Origin of the sequence: Mesorhizobium sp. M1322, assembly GCF_040318085.1 — a bacterium.
Classification (GTDB): Bacteria; Pseudomonadota; Alphaproteobacteria; order Rhizobiales; family Rhizobiaceae; genus Mesorhizobium.
Genome location: NZ_JAMYLP010000097.1, coordinates 1 through 20,574, shown reverse-complemented (window position 1 = coordinate 20,574; position 20,574 = coordinate 1). Strand labels below are relative to the sequence as shown.

Here is a 20,574-nt window from a genome sequence, read left to right as displayed (position 1 = left end):
CCGCCACCGGTCAATCCAAGCCGACCAAAAGACCGAGCCTCTCCCAATCAGATGGCCTTCATATATGAATAACTTTCCCCGGACAGCCCTGCCGTAAACGGGGAGAAAGAGGCTGGTCGCAGTGTCGGCACTTTTTTCTGCAACGCTGGCGATTGGCGAAGCCGTCAATGAGAGCGCCCCTCGCCCCGTTTACGGGGAGAGGATGCCGGCAGGCAGGTGAGGGGCGGCGCCGGCTTCGACGATTAGCGGGCGATACGGAAGCGCAGGAAACCGCAACCGCAGGCCGGCACAAACACCAATATGCTCTAAGCCCCCAGCCCTTCGAACAGGATCGTCGACAGATAGCGTTCGGCGAAGGACGGGATGACGACCACCAGGTTCTTGCCCTTGTTCTCCGGCCGCGAGCCGACGACGATCGCCGCCTGCAGGGCAGCGCCCGAGGAGATACCGACCGGCACGCCTTCAAGGCGAGCGACGAGCCGCGCATTGGCGACCGAATCCTCGTTGGAGACCTTGACGATCTCGTCATAGATCGTCGTGTCGAGGATCTTTGGTGCGAAGCCGGCGCCGATGCCCTGGATCTTGTGCGGGCCGGGCTGGCCGCCCGACAGCACCGGCGAGGCTTCCGGCTCGACGGCGACGACATGCACGGAGGGCTTGCGCTGCTTCAGCACCTGGCCGACGCCGGTGATGGTGCCGCCGGTACCAATGCCGGCGACGAAGATGTCGACCTCGCCATGGGTGTCGTTCCAGATTTCCTCGGCCGTGGTGCGGCGGTGGATTTCCGGATTGGCCGGATTCTCGAACTGTTGCGGAATAATGGCGTCGGGCAGCGTCGCGGCCAGCTCATCGGCCTTGGCGATGGCGCCCTTCATGCCTTTCGGCCCTTCGGTCAGCACCAGTTCGGCGCCGAGCAGCGCCAGCATCTTGCGGCGTTCGACCGACATGGTTTCCGGCATGGTCAGGATCAGTTTATAGCCCTTGGCGGCGGCGGCAAAGGCAAGCGCGATGCCGGTATTGCCCGAGGTCGGCTCGATCAGCGTGGTCCTGCCGGGCGCAATCCTGCCCGATGCCTCCAGCGCCTCGATCATCGAGACGCCGATGCGATCCTTGACCGAGCCGATCGGGTTGAAGAATTCGAGCTTGGCCAGCAGATTGGCAACGACACCCTTTTCATTTGCGAACTTGTCGAGCCGCACCAGCGGTGTGTCGCCGATCGTCTCGGTGATCGAATTGTAGATGCGGCCGCGGCCGGGCACATGCACGGTGGTGGCGGGCTTGTTCATTGGTTTCGCTCCCAAGAGTTAGGCGGGCAAGAGTCAGACGGGCAAGAGTGAGGCAACGAAGTCTCGACCCAGGCAGGATAGAGCCTTCGGCCGCGCAAGATAGTCTGCCGTTTGAAAATATCCGAGTGGATCGCATTCTGAAAACACCCTCGCCCCGGAAAAGCATTTCAGGCGTGGCCAAAACTGGCCTATTGCCGGGCGGCGATCGCGGCGGCTGCTCCGACCATGAAAGCGGCGGCGGTGCGGTTCAGCGCCCTCAGCGCTCGCGGCGACTTCAGAAGACCGCGCGCCTTGGCTGCCAGCGCCAGATAGGGCACCAGCACCACCAGCAGCACGACGAGCGTGAGCGCGACGAGGATGCCGTAGTCGGCGAGCGTAATGGTGTTCAGATCGACGATGGTCGGCGTGATGGCGAGATAGAAGATCATGGTCTTCGGATTGCCGAGCGTGACGGCGAGGCCGGCAATAAAGCTGGACACCCACCCGCCCCTGCCCTTCTTCGCCTCCACCGTTTCGGGCGTGATGCCGCTCGTCCAGAAGCGCCAGCCAAGGAAAGCGAGATAGGCGACGCCCAGCCATTTGATCGCCAGGAAGGCCATGCCGAAGGTCTGCGCGACGAGAGCGAGGCCGAGCACCACGGCGGTGAGATAGGTAAGATCGCCGAGCATCAGCCCGAAGGACATGGCGAGCGCCGAGCGAAAGCCGGACCCGAGCGCACGCGCAATAAGCGCGGTCAGCCCTGGGCCAGGAATGGCGGCGGCGATGCCTAGGGCCGCGCTATAAGCGAGGAATCCGGTGAGGGTCATGGTTTCGGCCTTAGCGCATGACTCCGAAAAACGGAGTCGACCTTTTAAGACTGAGCCTTGTCGCACAAAGGCAGGCAGGCATGAATTCCCTGAGGACGAATTCGATTGCACCAGCGGACTGCCGGGCAAACGCGCCGATCAAGTTCCGCTTTGAGTGGTTCAGCACACGGAGAGTTGAAGCAAATCGACCGTATTATCTTGCAGGCTCAGTTTCCGGCCGCGTAAAAATCGTCGTCGAGGCGCTTTTCCAGCGCGACGAGATCGGCCGGCAGTGGCAGGCCCATGGCGCGCATTTCCCTCAGCTTTTCGCGTAGCTGCTCCTGTACTTCATGCTGATCCTCGGGCTGGTTGATCATCTGCTCGAGCAGAAGGCTGATCTGGGCTTTGAATGATTCCAGCGCCATTTTTTTCTCCTTGAGGTCCCCTGAAGCGTGTCGCGTTTGAAGGGATTCGTGCGACGCGCTTTGGTTTTTGGGCGACATGCATTACCGCAGCATGCGGGAAATAAGCTGCGCGGTATAGTCGACCATCGGCACGATGCGTGCATAGTTTAGCCGGGTCGGGCCGATGACGCCGAGCGCGCCGATGACGCGGGCGTCCTTGTCGCGATAAGGCGCCACGACCAGCGACGAACCCGACAGCGAAAACAGCTTGTTTTCCGAGCCGATGAAGATGCGCACGCCGGACCCCTCCTCGGCAAGGTCGAGAAGCTGGATCAGCCCGTCCTGCGTCTCCAGATCCTCGAACAAATGCCGCAGCAGCTCGATGTCGGCCTGGGCGGTGACATTTTCCAGCAGGTTGGCGCGGCCGCGCACGATGAGACGCGCCGGCAGGCCGCTTTCGGCGCCGGCCCAAACCGCAAGGCCCTTCTCGACCAGATCCTGCGACAGCGTGTCGAGGGCGGCCTTGGTCTCTTCCTTGATACGGGCGATCTCGACCCGCGCCTCGGCCAGCGTACGGCCGCGGATATGGGCATTGAGGAAATTCGAGGCTTCGTGCAGTTGCGAGACGGTGATACCGGCGGTCAGATCGACGACGCGGTTTTCGACGTCGCCGTTCTGCGAGACCAGCACGGCCAGCGCCTTATTCGGCTCGAGCTGGATGAACTCGATGTGCTTGAGCGCCACCTCGTTCTTGGCGGCAAGCACGAGGCCGGCGCCGCGCGACATGCCGGACAGCATCTGGCTGGCCTCGGTGAGCATGTGCTCCAGCGTCGCGCCCGAGCCGGAGGCGCGCACCTGCGCCTCGATGGTGCGACGCTCCTCGTCGGAGAGGTCGCCAAGCTCCATGAAGGCATCGACGAAGAAGCGCAGGCCGGCCTGGGTCGGCAATCGGCCGGCCGAGATATGCGGCGCATAGATCAGGCCGAGATGCTCGAGATCGCTCATCACGTTGCGGATGGTGGCTGGCGACAGCGAAGACGGCAGGATACGCGACAGGCTGCGCGAGCCGACCGGCTCGCCGTCCTTCAGATAGGAATCGACGATGCGCCGAAAGATATCGCGCGAACGCATGTCGAGCGACTGGAGTGCGGGCGATTGAAGCGCGGGCGACTGAAGCACTGCCGCCGACTGGGAACTGGGATCGACTGCCTTGGTCATTTCGAGCCAAATACCTCCGGCCCAAAGATATAGACTTCGGCCACACCCGCGCAACCGGCCATTTTCCTTTGCGCCCTGCGCCCCATGCGGCTACAAGCCGGCCACGATTCCGAAAAAAGATAGGAAAAAAGCCTGAATGCGCCCTTCTAAACGCCAATTCGACGAAATGCGCGCCATCTCCTTCGAGCGCGGCGTCTCTAAGCACGCGGAAGGTTCATGCCTGGTGAAGTTTGGCGACACGCATGTGCTGTGCACAGCCAGCCTCGAGGAAAAAGTGCCGGGGTGGATGCGCAATTCCGGAAAGGGCTGGGTGACGGCGGAATACGGCATGCTGCCGCGCTCGACCGGCGAGCGCATGCGCCGTGAGGCTTCGGCCGGCAAGCAAGGCGGCCGCACGCTGGAAATCCAGCGGCTGATCGGCCGTTCGCTGCGCGCCGTGGTCGATTTGCAGGCGCTGGGCGAGCAGCAGATCACCGTCGATTGCGACGTGATCCAGGCCGATGGTGGCACGCGCACCGCCTCGATCACCGGCGGATGGGTGGCGCTCCATGACTGCCTGCGCTGGATGGAAGCCCGGCAGATGGCCAGCGTCGGCAAGGTGCTGAAGGATCATGTCGCGGCGATTTCCTGCGGCATCCATGACGGTCAGCCGGTCATCGACCTCGACTATCTCGAAGACTCCTCGGCCGGCACCGACGCCAACTTCGTCATGACCGGCAAGGGCGGCATCGTCGAGATCCAAGGCACGGCCGAGGGCGAGCCTTTCTCGGAGGAGCAGTTCACGGCGTTGATGGAATTGGCCAAGAAGGGCATTCAGCGACTGGTCAGCCTGCAGCAGATGGCTGTAGCTTAGCCTTCGGTTCTGTCATGACACCCTCTGCCATCCTCGAATCAGCCCTCTACGTGACCGACCTCGATGCCGCGGAAAAGTTCTATTCCGGCGTGCTTGGGCTCGATCTGCTGGGCAAGGTCGACGGCAGGCATCTTTTCTTCCGTTGCGGGGACGGCGTGCTGCTCATCTTCAACGCCGAGGCCACCAAGGTGCCGCCGGCGCCCGATGCCAAGCTGAAAGTGCCGCCGCACGGCACTGTCGGCGACGGCCATCTCTGCTTTGCGGCAAGCGCGGACGAGATCCTGCGCTGGAAAGCGCATCTGGAAGCGAAGAAGATTGCCATCGAAAGCGAGTTCGAATGGCCGCAAGGCGGCCGCTCGATCTATATTCGCGACTCTTCCGGCAATTCGATCGAATTCGCCGAGCCAAGAATCTGGGGCATCTGATGCATTCGCTTGATGGGCATAGAATTGTCGTTGCAAGCCACAACGCCGGCAAACTGCGGGAATTTGCCGATCTGATGGCCCCATTCGGCATAGAAGCGAAGTCGGCCACGGAATACGGCCTGCCGGAACCGGACGAAACCGGCACCACCTTCGAGGAGAACGCCTATATCAAGGCTTTTGCCGCCGCCAAGGCAACAGGCCTGCCGGCATTGTCGGACGATTCCGGCCTGTGTGTCGATGCGCTGGGCGGAGCGCCCGGCGTCTACACCGCCAACTGGGCCGAGGCGCCGGACGGGTCCCGCGACTTCGGCATGGCGATGCAGAGAGCAGAAGTGGCGTTGCAGGAAGTCGGCGCGGTCGCGCCCGCGCAGCGCAAGGGCCGCTTCGTCGCCGTCATCTGCCTGGCCTTTCCCGACGGCGCGGCCGAATATTTCCGAGGCGAGGTCGAGGGCACGCTGGTATGGCCGCCGCGCGGCGAACTCGGCTTTGGCTACGACCCGGTGTTCGTGCCGGACGGTTTCGAAAAGACCTTCGGCGAGATGACCGCAGAGGAAAAACATGGCTGGAAGCCCGGCCAGCCGACGGCATTGTCGCACCGCGCCCGTGCCTTCCAGAAATTCGCGCAGGCCAGACTGGATTTGGCACGATCGGCCGTGAAATGACCATGCTGCTCGACCGCAGCCCCGGCTTCGGCGTCTACATTCACTGGCCGTTCTGCGCGGCCAAGTGCCCCTATTGCGACTTCAACAGCCATGTCCGCCACCAGCAGGTCGACCAGGAGCGCTTTGCGCGCGCCTTCGAGACCGAGCTTGCGACGATGCGCAACCGCACCGGACCACGCGAGGTGACCAGCATTTTTCTCGGCGGCGGCACACCGTCGCTGATGAAGCCGGAAACCGTGGCGACGGTGCTGGACGCGGTGGCGAAGAACTGGGCGGTGCCTGCCGGCATCGAGGTGACGCTGGAAGCCAACCCCTCCTCGGTCGAGGCCGAGCGCTTTCGCGGCTACCGGGCGGCGGGCGTCAACCGCGTGTCGCTTGGCGTGCAGGCGCTGAACGATAAGGATCTGCGCTTCCTCGGCCGGCTGCACAATGTCGAGGAAGCGCTGCATGCGATCGGCCTGGCACGTGAGATCTTTCCGCGGCTGTCCTTCGACCTGATCTACGCACGGCCCGGCCAGACAGCTGAAGCGTGGCAGGCGGAACTCGAGCAGGCTATCGGCCACGCCGCCGACCATCTGTCGCTCTACCAGCTGACCATCGAGGAAGGCACGCCGTTCCACGCGCTGCATGCGGCCAAGAAGTTCGCCATTCCCGACAATGACCATGCCGCCGATCTCTATGCGCTGACGCAGGAGATCACCGCCGCTCATGGGCTGCCGGCCTACGAGATTTCCAACCACGCCAGATCAGGTGCGGAGAGCCGGCACAATCTCACCTATTGGCGCTATGGCGAATATGTCGGCGTCGGTCCCGGCGCGCATGGCCGCTTCGTCGAAAACGGTCGCCGCGTGGTGACGATCGCCGAAAGGATGCCGGAAACCTGGGCCAATCTGGTCGAGGCCAAGGGCCATGGCATCACCGGCGGCGAGACCCTGACGCGCTCGGAAGAGGCCGACGAGTTTCTGCTGATGGGCCTGAGGCTGGCCGAGGGCATCGACCTCTCCCGCTACGAAGCGTTTTCCGGACGCGGCCTCTCGACCGCACGGCTGTCGGTGCTGCAGGGCGAGGGGCTGGTGGCGCCGATCGGCAATGCCCGCCTGCGCGCCACGCCGGCCGGCATGATCGTGCTCGACGCGGTGGTGGCGGATCTGGCGCGGTAAAGCACCATGCCTTGGTCATTCTGGGCGGCAGGAGCGAACCTTCGCCGCCGGAGGGACCGCGCCCCCCGGCGCTGAAAGCCCAGCACCATCAGAAGCAGAAAAAATAGAAATGTCTGAAGATTTCTGAGCCCCATGGCTGCCTTTCTGCCCTAGCAAAGCCTGGGCAGGAAAAGCATTGGTGTCAACAAGGGAATGTTAGGCGTGTGAGCTGCGTTCGAAAATCCTACTGCTGGCGCGCCTATTCTAGGCTGAATACCTCGATCATCTCGGCGCGCCCTTTGACCTCGTGATAGCCGCAGGACTTGAAATATTGTCTACCTTCAGGCCAGTGCTCGACGAATTGGGCGCTGACCAACAGCGGCTTGTCCAGTTTTCGCGTCAATCCCTCAATACGAAAGGCCAGATTCACGGCATCGCCCAGCGCGGTGTTGATGCCTTTGCCCATAGCGCCGATAGCAACTTCACCCACATGAAGGCCAATGCGGCAGTCGAGTACGATGTCTTGTTGTTCCCTGACCAGTACTCGGGTTGGCGACGTAGCCGCGTCTTCCGCAGCGCGGAGCGCCTGGGCAGCCTGAACCGCAGAGACACAGACATCCGCTCCGGTCCCGTGCCAATAAGCAAATACACAATCACCGATGAATTTGTCGATCGAGGCACCGTAGTGCTTCAAAATCGCATTGCAGTCCATATACCACTCGGCCAACAGGGCCGCCACCTGTTCCGGGGATAGCCTTGCGCTAATTCCGGTAAACTCCTTCAAATCAGCAACGAACAGGGTGGCCGGCCGGCTCTTAGGCGCTGCCGGGTTGCCCCATTGAGTTTTTGTATTCGCCGCTTGCGAATCTAGATCGGGGGCAGTCGTGCCCTGTTCGAAAAGAAAAATCGATCTGCCGAACTGGACGCGATCGCCGGTGTGCAGCACACGCGCGGTTGTGAGCGCCACGTCATTCACATAACTGCCATTGGCACTGCCGACATCAACAACCCAGTAGTTCGCGCCGTCGCGCCGGATCGTTGCATGCTGGCGCGAAACTTCCCCGTCTGCCAAGCATATGGTGGCATGGTCGCCACGACCAATCAGGTTGAAATCTCCCAGCCTATAGGCCTCTCTGTTGCTCAGTGCGGTTAAAGTTGCCGACATAATCCTCTCCCGTACGCCCAAGCGCACACGCAGGTCCAACATAACACGGAGCGTTACGAACAGAGGCTGGCCCATCATAAAAAGGCTTAGCGAGCGGAACTGCGGCCCGAGTTCCATGGGGAGCGCCGAGCCTTTCAAGCGGCGCTGGCAACGGCACGCTGATCGGCGGCACGTGCGATATTCACGACCGCGGTAGCGATGCCTTCGATTCAATCTCGTTTTCGACAGTCCGGCCGGACCGGCGGTTCGCGACTCGATCCGTTGGCCTCTTCAGCCCTTGACGGGATGGCGCTTAGGCAAGCCGCTTAACCATGAGCTGTAGACGACGCACACCCGGCGCTGCTGCTTCCTGGCTATAGGCCGGCATCGGTGCTTTCATGGCACAAGCTACCTCGGTGTCGAAGCGAACAATTGCGGCCCCAAGCGCGCCACATACCTAAAAGTCCGTGCCTTTTGTCAATCCAGCACGGAGCGAGAGTTCTGGTTTGTAGGCATTTCGATAACCATACGGAGCTCGAAGCGCTTCAGGCTAATTTGTCTACTGGCCGGAACGTGGTATGTTCCGTCACGTCAGGGGAACGCCACATGCAGAGCAATGGCAGTGGGCCGAAAATGCCCTCCACACTCGCAGTGAAACTCCAGGAAATTAAGAACGCCCTCGCAACTCTAACTGCGGAGGAGCGTGAGTTTCTGGTCACCAATCCAAAAGCGGTCGAAGACACATTCGGTGCAGTGCGCCCCACAAACCTGAAAAAGGTGAAATCACTCCTTGATAGGTACTTAGCTACGGAGCGGCCGTTTCCGCCGCATGGTTACTCTAATGTCGTCAAACTGACGAAGGCCCAACAAGAGGAGGTTCGCCGGCTGCAATCGCAGATCCTCGAAAAGCAGGGTGTCGATACGGAGAAGCAAGGTCTCGCGAAAGTCCGGGGCGAAAGAACCGATCCCTTTCCTGACGCCGATCCGGAGCCGACTTCGGACGAGGAGGAGTAGCCATGAGCTTCAAAGTGCTGGCGTGTTTGGTCGCCCACGCACCTTACCAACCTGATTTCCTGGCTTCCGACGCGAATGAAGTGAGCGAATATCAGCTAACCGACAGAATTCCCGGATGGGACGATTGGCTGAACGACAATTCCATCAACGCATATATGGCGACTGCGACGACGGGGCGGGTTCGCGGCCAGGCATGGGGCGTCAGCAACCCATTTACCAACTTCCGTTCCGTTGTTGGAGGACAGTTTCGGTTTGAGTATGTTCTGAACCCCACTGACGTACTGTTCCCCGAAGAACGGTATCGTTTCTCGCTCGATATCGAGACCGATGGCCGTTTTCTTCATACACCCGCGGTTCCCCGTCCTGCTGACGAGCGGGAACCGCCGGCGCGTACTTTTAGCCAGATGGACATGCTGTTCTCAGTCTTCCAGTTGCTGCCGGGAGGTACCTCTCAAGCGATCGCGGCCGATCTGAGACAGCAGGATCTGTTTCGAATGCTGGATGCTAGCCAATTCCTCGAGGAGATCATCAATACTCGCCGAACGGTCAGCCAAGATTTCTTCCCGGGAGGGCAAAATCCCATCGTGTTCCGGATTGTGCGGAGCGTATTTGCTGCCGCAACTGGAGAGTACTCAGATATCCGGATCCGCGGTTCAGAAGGACGGCGCAATTTTCGCGTTCGCGTCTCGAACCCAAGAGTCCAGCGGGTGCTAGAGCCGAGCGATCCTTGTTTTGCCGTTCTGAATCCGCCATTCCAGATCATAAACCAGAAGTTTTCTGAAGTCGGCCGATAGCGCTACGAGCGGCTGGGCTTCGAAGGAAAGGCGTGCCTTACAAGCTACTGGTTATCCACAAGACGCCTGACATCTCCGAGCCAAATAGCCGAACAGCCTAAGAGCCTCAACCAAAAAGAATGCTTTGACATCAAGCTCTTGCGAGCCCGCGTGTGAGCAGGCGAATGTGGGCGACGTATATCCAGGCTTCTGCGGAAGCGATGGATCTCTCCCAGTCCTGGCCAGCCTGCGGCATCGGCTGAGCCATGCGAATGTGCGCTCCACGACCCAGCGGCGCGGCAGAACCTCGAAGCCTTTGGCTTTGTCCGTATGCGCTGTTCCGGTGGCACCTTTCGCGCGTAGATGTAAGAGACGATGTTGGAGGCCTTTGAGGGCTTCGACATATGACGATTTCAGAGTTTACGCTTAAGTCGAGGGACGAGGAGCCGGTCCGTCGGCTGGAGATCTTCACGGGTTCAGGTCGTCGGCGTGAGTGGCCGCCGGAGGAGAAGGCCCGGATAGTGGCGGAGAGCTACGGGGCGGGCGAGACGGTTTGTGCAGTGGCGCGCCGGTATGGCCTTTCACCGCAGCAATTGTTCACCTGGCGTCGGGCTGCTCGCCGGCCGATGCGGGAGGCGGCGATATCGGAATCCATGTTCGTGCCGGCGGTGGTGACGGCAGCGCCTCCGAAGCCTGCGGCGAAGCATCGGCCACAGCCTAGAAAGCGGGAGCGGGCTCGAGACGCTGGTGTGATCGAGCTCGAGATCGACGGCATCGCAATGAGGGTGGGTCGTGGGGCGGATTCGAAGACGGTTGCAGCGGGGATCCGTGCGCTGAGGGCAACGTCGTGATCGGGCCAACGGGAGCGGTCAAGGTCATGGTGGCGACGAAGCCGGTCGACTTCCGCAAGGGAGCGGAGGGGCTGGCGGCGCTCGTGCGCGACGCGATGGGCGCGGATCCGTTCTCGGGCGCAGTTTACGTGTTCCGGGCCAAGCGGGCCGATCGGATCAAGCTCGTCTACTTCGACGGCACGGGCGTTTGCCTGTTCGCCAAGCGGCTGGAGGATGGCAAGTTCTGCTGGCCGGGCGTTACCGACGGCGTCGTGCGACTGACGGCGGCACAGTTGCAGGCACTGCTGGAAGGCCTTGACTGGCGGCGGGTGCACGAGACGCGCGAGACGCGTGTTCCTATTGCGGCGAGCTGACCATCACATCATTGCCAAATCACTGGAATCCATGCTTGAATCCGCTTCGTGACCGACGCGGCCTCTGCCCTTCCCGACAATCCTCACGCGCTTCAGGCGATGCTTTTGGCCGCGCGTGCGGAGAATGAGAGGCTCCGCCAGATCATCAAGGAGTTGCAGCGCCATCGCTTCGGGCGGAGGGCGGAAAGCCTGCCGGAGGACCAATTGCTTCTGGGGCTGGAGGAAGCCGAGCAAGTAGAGGCAGAGGGCTTCGCCAGCGCGGATGCCGCAGACCCTGCAAAGCGGGATGCCCGGGCTCGCAAGCACCGCGCCAACCGCGGCTCGTTACCCGCCCATCTGCCGCGCGTCGAGCAGGTGATCGATATCGCCGACAAGATCTGCCCGTGTTGCCGAGGCCAGTTGCATGTAATGGGCGAGGACCTCTCCGAACGTCTCGACATGATCCCCGCCCAGTTCCGGGTGATCGTCACCCGTCGACCGAAGTATGCCTGTCGCGCCTGCGAAGAGGTAGTGATCCAGGCGCCGGCTCCAGCCCGCCTCGTCGAGGGCGGCATTCCCACAGAGGCCACGGTGGCTCATGTGCTGGTGTCGAAGTATGCCGACCATCTGCCTCTGTATCGTCAGGCCCAGATCTACGCCCGCCAGGGCGTTAACCTCGACCGTTCGACGCTCGCCGACTGGGTCGGCAAGGCTGCCTTCCTCCTGAAGCCGGTGCATGAGCGGCTGTTCGAGCGGTTGAAGGCATCGGACAGACTCTTCGCCGACGAGACCACCGCGCCCGTACTCGATCCGGGCCGGGGGCGGACCAAGACGGGACAGTTGTTCGCCTAAGCCCGTGACGACCGCCCGTGGGGCGGGATCGATCCGCCAGGCGTCGCCTATCTCTACGCACCGGACCGCAAGGCCGAGCAACCGATCCGGCATCTTCAGGGCTTTGTCGGCACCCTGCAAGTCGACGGATACGCGGGCTATAAAGCGCTGGCCGAACGCAACGCCGTGAGGCTAGCCTTTTGCTGGTCGCATGTGCGTCGCCGCTTCTATGAGCTCGCGCAGTCCGGCCCCGCGCCGATCGCGACGGAGGCGCTCGCCCGCATCGCCCAACTCTACCATGTTGAGAGCGAGATCCGCGGTCGCTCCGCCGATGAACGCCGCGCCGTCCGGCAGGAGAGAAGCCGTCCCGTCATCAATGCCCTTGAGCCGTGGCTTAGGGAGCAACTCACCCTCATCAGCCAGAAGACCAAGCTGGCCGAGGCTATCCGTTACGCGCTCTCGCGTTGGGCCGGTCTCAGCCGCTTCCTCGACGATGGTCGCATCGAGATCGACTCCAACGTCGTCGAGCGCGCCATCCGACCCATCGCCTTGAACCGCAAGAACGCGCTCTTCGCCGGCTCTGACGGCGGCGGCGAGCATTGGGCAACGATCGCGTCGCTGATTGAGACATGCAAGCTCAACGGCGTCGAGCCTAACACCTACCTCGTTGACGTGATCGCCCGGATCGTCGCCGGCCATCCACAAAGCCAGATCGACGATCTGCTGCCTTGGGCCTACAGACCCATGCCGCTCAAGGCCGTGGCCTGAGAACAGCGCATACCTTTGTCCTTCCGCTTGACAATCTCCAGGGTGAACGTGCCGATCTTTTGCATCGCCCCCTTCGATTCTCAAAAATCAGAAAGTCATATCAAAAATTAAGAGACCGAGCCTGAGCGAGTTCGACGTGATACGCAGTTTATATCGTATGTAGGAATGAACCTCAGAGCGAGTGCAAGAACAAGCTGGTGAAAAACGTCCTCTTCGTCTGCAGCCAGAACCGCTTGCGCAGTCCGACCGCGGAACAGGTGTTTTCTGGTCGCAGGGATATCGAAGTCGCATCGGCCGGCACCAACCACGATGCCGACACCCCGTTGACGCACGACCTCGTCTCTTGGGCCGACATCATCTTCGTGATGGAAAAGGCGCACCGCGCCAAACTGCAGAAGAAATTCAAGGCCAGCCTGAAGAAGGCTCGCGTGATCTGCCTCGATATTCCGGACGACTATGAGTTCATGGACCCGGGTCTGGTGCGTCTGCTGGAAGCGCGCGTCTCGAAGTATCTGGGTTAAATGATGTGGCCGAGCGTTTCCCCCCGCGCTCTAGAGAGAAGTGTCTCGGCCAATCGCGAAGGTTGCGGTAGTCAAGCGTCGTGCTTGTGGCGGCGCTTGGCGTGGTCTTTTTCGGCATCCGCCTCACCGTCGCGAGCCGGCTTGGCGTCGCCCTTGTCCGGGCGGGCGCGATGTCGATCGCTTATCGGATTTGAGGGCGCTCCATTGCGGGAGCTTTTCGTTTCAAGGCGGGTGATGAAAATGTCGAAGCGATTGGGCATCGTCTGGTCAGTGCTCCATCGTGCTGTCGGTGCCGGTCGAGGGCTCGATTTCCAGGTTGGTTGCCTTTGAAGGACGACGCTTTCGCGGTTCTTTGGCCGGGCCCGCGCCGGCTTTGGCGGGCTGGCTCTTGTCCTTTCGCGCGGCAAAGCGCTTGCGCCCTGCATAGTAGGGTTCGAAAACGTCCTGTATCTTGAGGCTGTCCATCCTGCTCCTCCCGAGATCAGGGGTAAATCCGCCGGGCACGGTTTCGTTCCGTACTGTGGCGAAGGCATGGCGACCGCTTGACTTCGGCACCGGTTTTGCAACCAGGCGTGAGCCGTGCCAAACAGGGCCGAATGCATTTAGTGTCAGAGCCTGACGGGGGACACCGGTGACCGGCGAGTTGGCAAAACGCAGCTACGTGATCGGCCAGACCGAGATATCGGCCCGGCCGCTCGAGCCGGCGCTCTACCTGGTGGCGACGCCGATCGGCAATCTCGCCGATATCACATTACGCGCGCTTGAGACGCTCGCCGCCGCCGATATCGTCGCCTGCGAGGACACGCGTGTCAGCCGCGTGCTGCTCGACCGCTATGGCGTCCGCCGCCGCACCACGGCCTATCATGAGCATAATGCCGGGGAGGCCGGGCCTAAGTTGATTGCAGCACTCGAAGCCGGGCAGAGCGTGGCGCTGATTTCGGACGCCGGCACGCCGCTGATCTCCGATCCCGGCTACCGGCTTGTCGGCGAAGCGCTCGACCAGGGCATACGCGTCGTGCCGATCCCCGGCCCGTCTGCCGCACTTGCGGCTCTGACGGCGTCAGGCCTGCCATCCGACGCGTTTCTGTTTGCCGGTTTCCTGCCGGTGAAGACCGGACAACGGCAGACGCGGCTGGAAGCGCTGAAAACCGTGCCGGCGACGCTGATCTTCTTCGAATCGCCGCGCCGGCTGGCCGAGACGCTCAGTGCCATGGTCGAAGTACTGGGCGGTCCCCGCAGGGCGGCGATCGGCCGCGAACTGACCAAGACTTTCGAGGAAATGCGGACCGGCACCTTGCAGTCGCTCGCCGAACACTATGGGGCGGCCGACACGCCGAAGGGCGAGATCGTCATCTGCGTCGGCCCGTCGGAAGCGACCGCTGATGAGCCTGAAGACATCGACCGGCTGCTGCTTTCGCTTGCCGACGAGATGCCGGCCTCCAAGGCGGCGGCGGAAGCCGCCAAGATGACCGGCGGGCAGAAACAGGTGCTTTATCGGCGGCTGCTCGAACTCAAGGATATTGGGAAGAACCGGGACACCGGGAAAGACGACGATGGCTGAACGCCCGGTCGCCAACCGCCAACGGGCCTATCGGCGCGGCCACCGCAGCGAGTGGCTGGCGGCGGCGGCGTTGATGGTGAAAGGCTATCGGATCCTGGCGCGCCGCCACCGCACGCGGTTCGGCGAGATCGACCTGATCGCGCGGCGCGGCGACCTGGTGCTGATCGTCGAGGTGAAGGCGCGCCGCACACTGATGGAAGCCATGGAGGCTATCGCTTACGAATCGGAGCGCCGCATCGAAAGCGCCGCCGATCTCTGGCTGTCGCGCCAATCCGATTATGGAAGATTGTCGGTGCGCTTCGACATGGTCGCGGTGCTGCCGTGGCGCTGGCCGGTGCATGTCGAGAATGTTTTTTACGGGCGGAACTAGGGCCTGGCCTTATTGGTCGGCGCTTCATGTGCGGCAATCCTATATGGGATCCGGATCGCAGCGCACTGAACTATTCCACGTGGAACGCTCTATCGCGGCATAATCCGAGCCGATGCGGCGGCCGGCTCGGTCGCGCCATTTCCGGACTTTTGCGATCGCAGCGCGAAGCTTTCGTCCCGGGAGACAATGCCGACTTTCAAACTCCAGTTGACTTTCGGCGGCAGGCGCCGATTCTCAAGTTCAAGGCGGCCTGCCGAGCAACAGGCCGCCCGAACGATCAGCACGATGATCGAGAGCAGCTTTGACCCTGGTCAATCAGCCGAGCCTTGTTCTAAACGGTGTCGAGTTCGACTTCGACACCGGTCTCCTGCACGGCGAGCATGGTGAAGATGTCCCGCTGAGGCCCCAGTCGCTCGCGGTGCTGAAGCATCTGGTCGCCAACGCCAACCGTGTTGTGACCAAGGAGGAGCTCCTGGACACCGTCTGGCCCGGCATCGCGGTGACGGAAAACAGCCTTTCCCAGTGCATCAGCGAAATCAGGAAGGCCATCGGCGACGAGAAGCAGAGCCTGCTCAAGACAGTCGCGCGACGGGGATATCGCTTTGTACCCGAAACCGAAGCGTCCGGCATACCTCACGATCGCTACCCGCAGATTTACGGCACTGCCTCTCCTGACCCGCGCGAGATTAAAGGCAGGCGCGGCCTGATATTTGTAACCGCTGTCCTGGCGATCGTTGCCGCAGTCGCGGCGTTCTTCTGGAGGCCCGCACTTGATACGCAAGTGCCGACCTCCCTCTCGATCGCGGTTCTGCCGTTCGCAAATCTCAGCGAAGCCGAGGAGCAGGCCTATCTTGCCAACGGGTTCGCGGACGATCTGACGACAGAGCTGGCGCGGGTTCCCGGCCTGTTCGTCGTCTCGCGCAATGCCGCGCGTGCATATCGCAACAGCGGCCTGCCGCCGGCGAAGATCGCGAAAGAGCTCGGCGTCCGCTATCTGCTGGAGGGCTCCGTTCGACGGCTCGGCGATGAGGTGCGCATCAATGCGCATTTGGTCGATGCCTCGACGGTTGGGCAGATCTGGGCCGAGCGGTTCGAAGGTCCGTTCACCGACGTGTTCAAGCTCCAGGATCAGGTGATCGGTGAAATTGTCGCCGCGCTACAGCTGAAGCTCGTTCCGGGAAAAGCAAACCTCGCCGTGTCCGGTGACACTGACGATCCGGAAGCTTACCAGGCGTTTCGACGCGCTATCGAGGCGCGACGCACGGAAACACTGTCGGGCACGGTGGAAGCATCGGGTTACCTTCGCCAGGCCTTGGTGTTGGACGCCGATTTCGGCGCGGCGGCGGCGGAATTGGCATGGCTTCACTGGGATGCCGACGACGCGAGGAGACAGGCTCTCGGACTCAGTTGGGACGCAATCGACGACGAGCTCTACGGCAGTCTGGCCATCGCTGCCGGAAATCCGTCTCCCGGTTACTATCAGCTGATTTCCGAACTTCTGGTCCGGGAGCATAGGTCCGACGAGGCGGTGCCTGCCCTGCAAAAAGCGATAGCGCTCGACCCGAGCGATTCCTGGACCTACGAAGGGCTGAGCCAGGCCCTCAACTTCAACGGCAGGCCGGCCGAGGGGCGAACCTTTCTCGATGCGGCCTTACGCGTCGACCCCGGATGGACGGAGTGGCGACACTACCAGGCTGGCCTGGCGGCGTTCGGCCAAGGACGCTACGAGGAGGCGGTCGCGCAGCTTGAGCAGGTTGATGTCCGGGCGCCCAATCCGTGGACGAAGTTCTACGCCCTGCATGTTCTTGTCGCGGCGCTTGCGCATCTCGATCGCCTGCCGGAAGCGGCCTCGGCCATGAAGCAGCTCCGAAGCGTGCTGTCGGAAAGGCAAGAGGGTCAGCCGAACCTGCTGATCGCGCAGCAGTTCTTCGTCTACAAGCGACCGGAGGACATCGCTCGCCTGCTCGATGGCTTGAGGAAGGCGGGGGTTTCCGAGCTTCCCGCCGGAATGGAACCGGAATCCGCTGAACGGATGAACGGCGTCGACATTGGCAATCTCATAATCGGACACGAGCTGACGGGACGCCAGATTCCGCCCAATGTCTCAGCCTACCATGCTGTGATTGAGGCAGACGGCAGCGTGACCAGAACAGTTGGTGAGGAGGTCGTGACCGGTCGGATGTGGGTGCAGGGCGACAGCCTGTGCAGCGCATATCCGCGTAAGCTGACGGGCTGTGGCGCTGTGTTCCGCAACCTGAGCGGCACATCTGAAGCCACGAACGAATACATACTTCTGTCTCGCTTCAAGCGTTACGAATTCTCGGTGACGAAGTAGCAGCAACTTCGCTGCGCCTACAGCGGCCATGAGAGATTGAGGTTCATTTCGCTCACGCCTTCGGTTCCGTACGGGCCACAGCGCTTCAATGCGTCCGCGAAATCCTTGGCTAAGGCCCTGAACGTCTCGGTCTGTGGCGCAACGTCGACGATTTCGATGGCACTGACGTGCCCTTCGCGCGTGAAGCTGACGTGGACATCTGCGCTGAAGCTGATCCCTCGCATCGCCGTCTGCGTAGGCCAGCAGCTTGCTGCTCGTTCAAGAATGTGACGGTTCAGACTGTCCCCAGCGGACGCGGTGGTCGCCGCGCCGATCACAAGAATTCCCAAGACGCGATTGATCATCCCTATATCTCCTCAGTTCGACGTCCGAAGCGTGTGGGGACGGCGTGCGAGAGAGAACGCGAGGGGTCGTTCGAAGTCATGAAATCGGCGTGAAAAAGTTCTGCAGAGTGGTGAACGCAGTCGATTTCGGCTACGGAATGCACTTGGGTTGGAGGGCAAGTCTACGCTGGTCGCCTCCCCAGCATTAGCCGGCATTGCTAGGCCAAACGAACAGAGCCCTGGGCGAAATTAACTGTGCCGCCTCACCCCCAAACGAACAGCCCCGCCAGGCCGACGGTGCCGATGACCAGCCGCCACCAGCCGAACAGCGAATAGCCGTGGCGCGAGACGTAGTTGAGCAGGAAGCGCACGACGATAAGCGCCGCGACGAAGGCGGCGATGAAACCGGCGGCGATGATGGGCAGATCGGCACTGGTCAGCACATTGCGGTTCTTGAAGAGGTCGAAGGCGAAGGCGCCGACCATCGTCGGCATGGCGAGAAAGAAGGAGAATTCCGCAGCCGCCCGTTTGTCGACACCCAGAAGCAGCGCGCCGACGATCGTCGAGCCGGAGCGCGACGTGCCGGGGATCAGCGAAAGGCACTGGAACAGTCCGATCTGCAGATAGAGCCTGAGCGGAAACCGCTCGACGTCATGGTAGAGCGGCTTCGGCTTGAAGCGATCTACCCACAGCAGGACGACGCCGCCGATGATCAGCATGACGCAGATCAGCCTCGGCGATTCAAACAGCACCGTCTTGATGAAGCCATGCCCCAGTGCGCCGATGACGGCCGCCGGCAGGAAGGCGACGAGGATGCCGACGACGAAATGCCGCGTCACCCGATCACGCGGCAGATCGACCAGCATCTGCCATAGACGATGGAAATAGACGCTGAGGATCGCCAGTATGGCGCCGAGCTGGATCAGGATCTCGAAGGCCTTGCCGGTCGAATGGAAGCCGAGAAAATGGCCGGCAAGCAGAATATGGCCGGTTGACGAGACCGGAATGAACTCGGTCATGCCCTCGATCATGCCGAGCAGCAGCGCTTCGACGATGGTCTGGCTTTCCATGTAAACCTCGACGTTCGAGTGAGGGCTTTGAAGAACGGCTTGCTTGTCATGGCGCGGAACTCCTCCTATAGGTCGCAGCACCCTGACGGCCACCTGAATCGGGGCGGCCAAGACTTACCGGCGCAGCCGGCGATTTGCCAGTGCGCTCTATTATCGCGGGACCATGCTGACGCTTTTCCACCACCCGATGTTCGCCACCTGCCGCTTCGTTCGCCTCGCTTTCGGCGAGTATGGCGAGGAGCTGGCGCTGATCGAGGAAAAGCCGTGGATGCGGCGCAAGGAATTCCTGGCGCTGAACCCGGCCGGCACGCTGCCGATTCTGCTTGCCGAGGGCGACGTGCCGATTGTTGGCGCCATGGTCATCGGCGAATATCTCGACGAGACGCGCGGCGTCTTGAAGCGCGACAAGCGGCTGTTCGCCGAAGACCCGATGGAGCGCGCCGAAATCCGCCGGCTGACCGACTGGTACCTCAACAAGGCCGATGGCGAGGTGACCCGGCACCTGGTGCGCGAGCGCGTGCTGAAGCCGGTCATGCCGGAAACGGCGGGTGGCGGTTCGCCCGATTCGGCGGCGATCCGCGCCGCGCGCGCCAATATCCGCCAGCACATGAAATACACCAACTGGCTGGCCGGCACACGCCATTGGCTGGCCGGCAACAAGGTCACCTATGCCGATCTCGCGGCTGCGGCTGCGCTGTCGGTGCTCGACTACCTCGGGGAGATCGACTGGCGCGAACATGCTGCTGCGCGCGAATGGTACGCACGGGTGAAATCACGGCCATCGTTCCGGCCGCTTTTGTCCGACCGGGTGCGCGGCCTATCGCCGGTGTCACATTATGCGGACCTCGATTTCTAAGACCGAAACCCTGCGCGCGCTGATCGACCGCGAGGCACGGCGCGCCGGTTTCGATGCCGTTGCCGTCACCACGCCAAATGCCATCCCGCATGCGCCCGCGCGGCTGGCCGAATTCGTCGCCGACGGCCTCCACGGCTCGATGGGCTGGATCGCCGAGACGATCGAGCGCCGCGGCGAGCCGACGGCACTTTGGCCCGAGGTTCGCTCGATCGTCGTGCTGGCCATGAACTACGGGCCCGACCCCGACCCGCGCGCGGTGCTGGCGAAGCGCGACCGCGGCGCAATCTCGGTCTATGCGCAGAACCGCGATTACCACGACCTGATGAAAGGCCGGCTGAAAGAGATCGCCGGCAAGATCGTGGCGCGCGCCGGCGGCGACGTAAAGGTATTCGTCGACACCGCCCCGGTGATGGAAAAGCCGCTGGCAGAAGCCGCCGGCCTCGGCTGGCAAGGCAAGCACACCAATCTGGTCAGCCGCGAGCACGGCTCCTGGCTGTTCCTCGGCACCATCTTCACGACGGCCGAGCTTGCGCCCGATACGCCCGAGGACGACCATTGCGGCTCCTGCCGCGCCTGTCTCGACGTCTGCCCGACCGACGCCTTTCCGGCTCCCTACCGGCTCGATGCGCGACGCTGCATCTCCTATCTCACCATCGAGAACAAGGGCCCGATCCCGCATGAGTTCCGGGAAAACATCGGCAACCGCATCTATGGCTGCGACGACTGCCTGGCCGCCTGCCCGTGGAACAAGTTTGCTCAGGCGGCATCCGAGGCAAAGCTCGTCGCCCGCGCGGACTTGCGCGAACCGCCGCTCGCCGATCTCTTGGAGCTCGACGACGCTGCCTTCCGGTTGTTCTTTAGCGGTTCGCCGATCAAGCGCATCGGTCGCGACCGCTTTGTCCGCAATGTGCTGATCGCCGCCGGCAATTCCGGCGAACCCTCGCTCGGCAACGCCGTACGCGCGCTGCTCGGCGACGCAGCCCCGCGGGTGAGCGGCGCGTCGTGTAAGGCGCTGTGACATCTTGTGTCAGCGTCGGAGATTTGCCAACGGGC

Annotated in this window: 22 protein-coding genes and 2 pseudogenes; 15 read left to right on the top strand and 9 right to left on the bottom strand. The window is 62.3% G+C overall.

The window, feature by feature from the left end; genetic code table 11:
* Positions 1-305 precede the first annotated feature (305 nt).
* The 4 genes from cysK to hrcA form a co-directional block, all read right to left on the bottom strand.
* Positions 306-1,286 carry a cysteine synthase A gene (cysK, locus tag NKH12_RS25710; protein ID WP_352955716.1) on the bottom strand — a complete coding sequence of 327 codons (981 nt, stop codon included), beginning with the start codon at positions 1,284-1,286 and terminating at the stop codon, positions 306-308.
* Positions 1,287-1,474: 188 nt separating this feature from the next.
* Positions 1,475-2,092 (bottom strand): LysE family translocator, encoded by a 618-nt coding sequence (locus NKH12_RS25705; RefSeq protein ID WP_352955715.1) that lies wholly within the window; start codon positions 2,090-2,092, stop codon positions 1,475-1,477.
* A gap of 206 nt (positions 2,093-2,298) precedes the next feature.
* Positions 2,299-2,496, bottom strand: a complete 198-nt coding sequence (locus tag NKH12_RS25700) for a hypothetical protein (protein WP_029347942.1) — start codon at positions 2,494-2,496, stop codon at positions 2,299-2,301.
* Positions 2,497-2,577: 81 nt separating this feature from the next.
* On the bottom strand, positions 2,578-3,693 hold the full coding sequence (hrcA, locus tag NKH12_RS25695; RefSeq protein WP_502910847.1) for a heat-inducible transcriptional repressor HrcA: 1,116 nt from the start codon (positions 3,691-3,693) through the stop codon (positions 2,578-2,580).
* 136 nt (positions 3,694-3,829) lie between these two features.
* On the opposite strand from hrcA, the gene rph reads away from it, so the two are divergent.
* From rph to hemW, 4 genes are read left to right on the top strand one after another with little or no spacing between them, the layout of a single operon-like run.
* Positions 3,830-4,546 (top strand): ribonuclease PH, encoded by a 717-nt coding sequence (rph, locus tag NKH12_RS25690; protein WP_352955714.1) that lies wholly within the window; start codon positions 3,830-3,832, stop codon positions 4,544-4,546.
* 14 nt (positions 4,547-4,560) lie between these two features.
* Complete coding sequence (locus tag NKH12_RS25685) at positions 4,561-4,971, top strand: VOC family protein (RefSeq protein WP_352955713.1); 411 nt, start codon at positions 4,561-4,563, stop codon at positions 4,969-4,971.
* The gene (rdgB, locus tag NKH12_RS25680) at positions 4,971-5,633 is read left to right on the top strand and encodes an RdgB/HAM1 family non-canonical purine NTP pyrophosphatase (protein ID WP_352955712.1); all 663 of its coding nucleotides are present in this window, start codon (positions 4,971-4,973) and stop codon (positions 5,631-5,633) included. Before NKH12_RS25685 ends, rdgB begins: the two co-directional genes overlap by 1 nt.
* Positions 5,630-6,793, top strand: coding sequence for a radical SAM family heme chaperone HemW (gene hemW / locus NKH12_RS25675; protein ID WP_352955711.1), 1,164 nt, complete (start codon positions 5,630-5,632; stop codon positions 6,791-6,793). The genes rdgB and hemW overlap by 4 nt, the downstream gene beginning before the upstream one ends.
* Before the next feature lie 238 nt (positions 6,794-7,031).
* On the opposite strand, the gene NKH12_RS25670 is transcribed toward hemW, so the two are convergent.
* A complete protein-coding gene (locus tag NKH12_RS25670; RefSeq protein ID WP_352955710.1) occupies positions 7,032-7,937 on the bottom strand; it encodes an FHA domain-containing protein in 906 nt (301 codons plus the stop codon).
* Between the two features lie 585 nt (positions 7,938-8,522).
* Here NKH12_RS25670 and NKH12_RS25665 point away from each other — a divergent pair.
* Positions 8,523-8,930 (top strand): hypothetical protein, encoded by a 408-nt coding sequence (locus NKH12_RS25665; protein WP_352955709.1) that lies wholly within the window; start codon positions 8,523-8,525, stop codon positions 8,928-8,930.
* A 2-nt stretch (positions 8,931-8,932) separates the two neighbouring features.
* On the top strand, positions 8,933-9,724 hold the full coding sequence (locus NKH12_RS25660) for a hypothetical protein (RefSeq protein ID WP_352955708.1): 792 nt from the start codon (positions 8,933-8,935) through the stop codon (positions 9,722-9,724).
* Positions 9,725-9,854: 130 nt separating this feature from the next.
* Here NKH12_RS25660 and NKH12_RS25655 read toward each other — a convergent pair.
* Positions 9,855-10,033, bottom strand: a pseudogene (locus tag NKH12_RS25655) (transposase); the annotation flags it as partial.
* A 74-nt stretch (positions 10,034-10,107) separates the two neighbouring features.
* Here NKH12_RS25655 and tnpA point away from each other — a divergent pair.
* From tnpA to NKH12_RS25635, 4 genes and pseudogenes are all read left to right on the top strand, one after another.
* Positions 10,108-10,554 (top strand): IS66-like element accessory protein TnpA, encoded by a 447-nt coding sequence (tnpA, locus tag NKH12_RS25650; RefSeq protein ID WP_352955707.1) that lies wholly within the window; start codon positions 10,108-10,110, stop codon positions 10,552-10,554.
* On the top strand, positions 10,551-10,907 hold the full coding sequence (tnpB, locus tag NKH12_RS25645) for an IS66 family insertion sequence element accessory protein TnpB (protein WP_352955706.1): 357 nt from the start codon (positions 10,551-10,553) through the stop codon (positions 10,905-10,907). The genes tnpA and tnpB overlap by 4 nt, the downstream gene beginning before the upstream one ends.
* 48 nt (positions 10,908-10,955) lie before the next feature.
* Positions 10,956-12,485 (top strand): annotated as a pseudogene (gene tnpC / locus NKH12_RS25640) (IS66 family transposase).
* 197 nt (positions 12,486-12,682) lie between these two features.
* Positions 12,683-13,006, top strand: coding sequence for a low molecular weight protein tyrosine phosphatase family protein (locus NKH12_RS25635; protein ID WP_352955705.1), 324 nt, complete (start codon positions 12,683-12,685; stop codon positions 13,004-13,006).
* 267 nt (positions 13,007-13,273) lie between these two features.
* Here NKH12_RS25635 and NKH12_RS25630 read toward each other — a convergent pair whose 3' ends face one another.
* Positions 13,274-13,471: a hypothetical protein gene (locus NKH12_RS25630; protein WP_352955704.1), complete on the bottom strand. Its 198-nt coding sequence runs from the start codon at positions 13,469-13,471 to the stop codon at positions 13,274-13,276.
* 166 nt (positions 13,472-13,637) lie between these two features.
* On the opposite strand from NKH12_RS25630, the gene rsmI reads away from it, so the two are divergent.
* The 3 genes from rsmI (at position 13,638) to NKH12_RS25615 (ending at position 17,272) form a co-directional block, all read left to right on the top strand.
* On the top strand, positions 13,638-14,567 hold the full coding sequence (gene rsmI, locus NKH12_RS25625) for a 16S rRNA (cytidine(1402)-2'-O)-methyltransferase (RefSeq protein WP_352955703.1): 930 nt from the start codon (positions 13,638-13,640) through the stop codon (positions 14,565-14,567).
* Positions 14,560-14,937, top strand: coding sequence for a YraN family protein (locus tag NKH12_RS25620; protein ID WP_352955702.1), 378 nt, complete (start codon positions 14,560-14,562; stop codon positions 14,935-14,937). Before rsmI ends, NKH12_RS25620 begins: the two co-directional genes overlap by 8 nt.
* A gap of 301 nt (positions 14,938-15,238) precedes the next feature.
* Positions 15,239-17,272, top strand: a complete 2,034-nt coding sequence (locus tag NKH12_RS25615) for a winged helix-turn-helix domain-containing protein (protein WP_352955701.1) — start codon at positions 15,239-15,241, stop codon at positions 17,270-17,272.
* Positions 17,273-17,289: 17 nt separating this feature from the next.
* Here NKH12_RS25615 and NKH12_RS25610 read toward each other — a convergent pair whose 3' ends face one another.
* Positions 17,290-17,616, bottom strand: a complete 327-nt coding sequence (locus NKH12_RS25610; protein ID WP_352955700.1) for a hypothetical protein — start codon at positions 17,614-17,616, stop codon at positions 17,290-17,292.
* A 242-nt stretch (positions 17,617-17,858) separates the two neighbouring features.
* Entirely contained in the window at positions 17,859-18,665 is an 807-nt protein-coding gene (locus NKH12_RS25605; protein ID WP_352955699.1) for an undecaprenyl-diphosphate phosphatase, read from the bottom strand.
* A gap of 163 nt (positions 18,666-18,828) precedes the next feature.
* Between NKH12_RS25605 and NKH12_RS25600 the strand changes: the two genes are divergently transcribed.
* Both NKH12_RS25600 and queG read left to right on the top strand, forming a co-directional pair.
* The gene (locus NKH12_RS25600) at positions 18,829-19,521 is read left to right on the top strand and encodes a glutathione S-transferase family protein (protein WP_352955698.1); all 693 of its coding nucleotides are present in this window, start codon (positions 18,829-18,831) and stop codon (positions 19,519-19,521) included.
* Entirely contained in the window at positions 19,502-20,539 is a 1,038-nt protein-coding gene (queG, locus tag NKH12_RS25595) for a tRNA epoxyqueuosine(34) reductase QueG (protein ID WP_352955696.1), read from the top strand. The genes NKH12_RS25600 and queG overlap by 20 nt, the downstream gene beginning before the upstream one ends.
* Positions 20,540-20,574 lie beyond the last annotated feature (35 nt).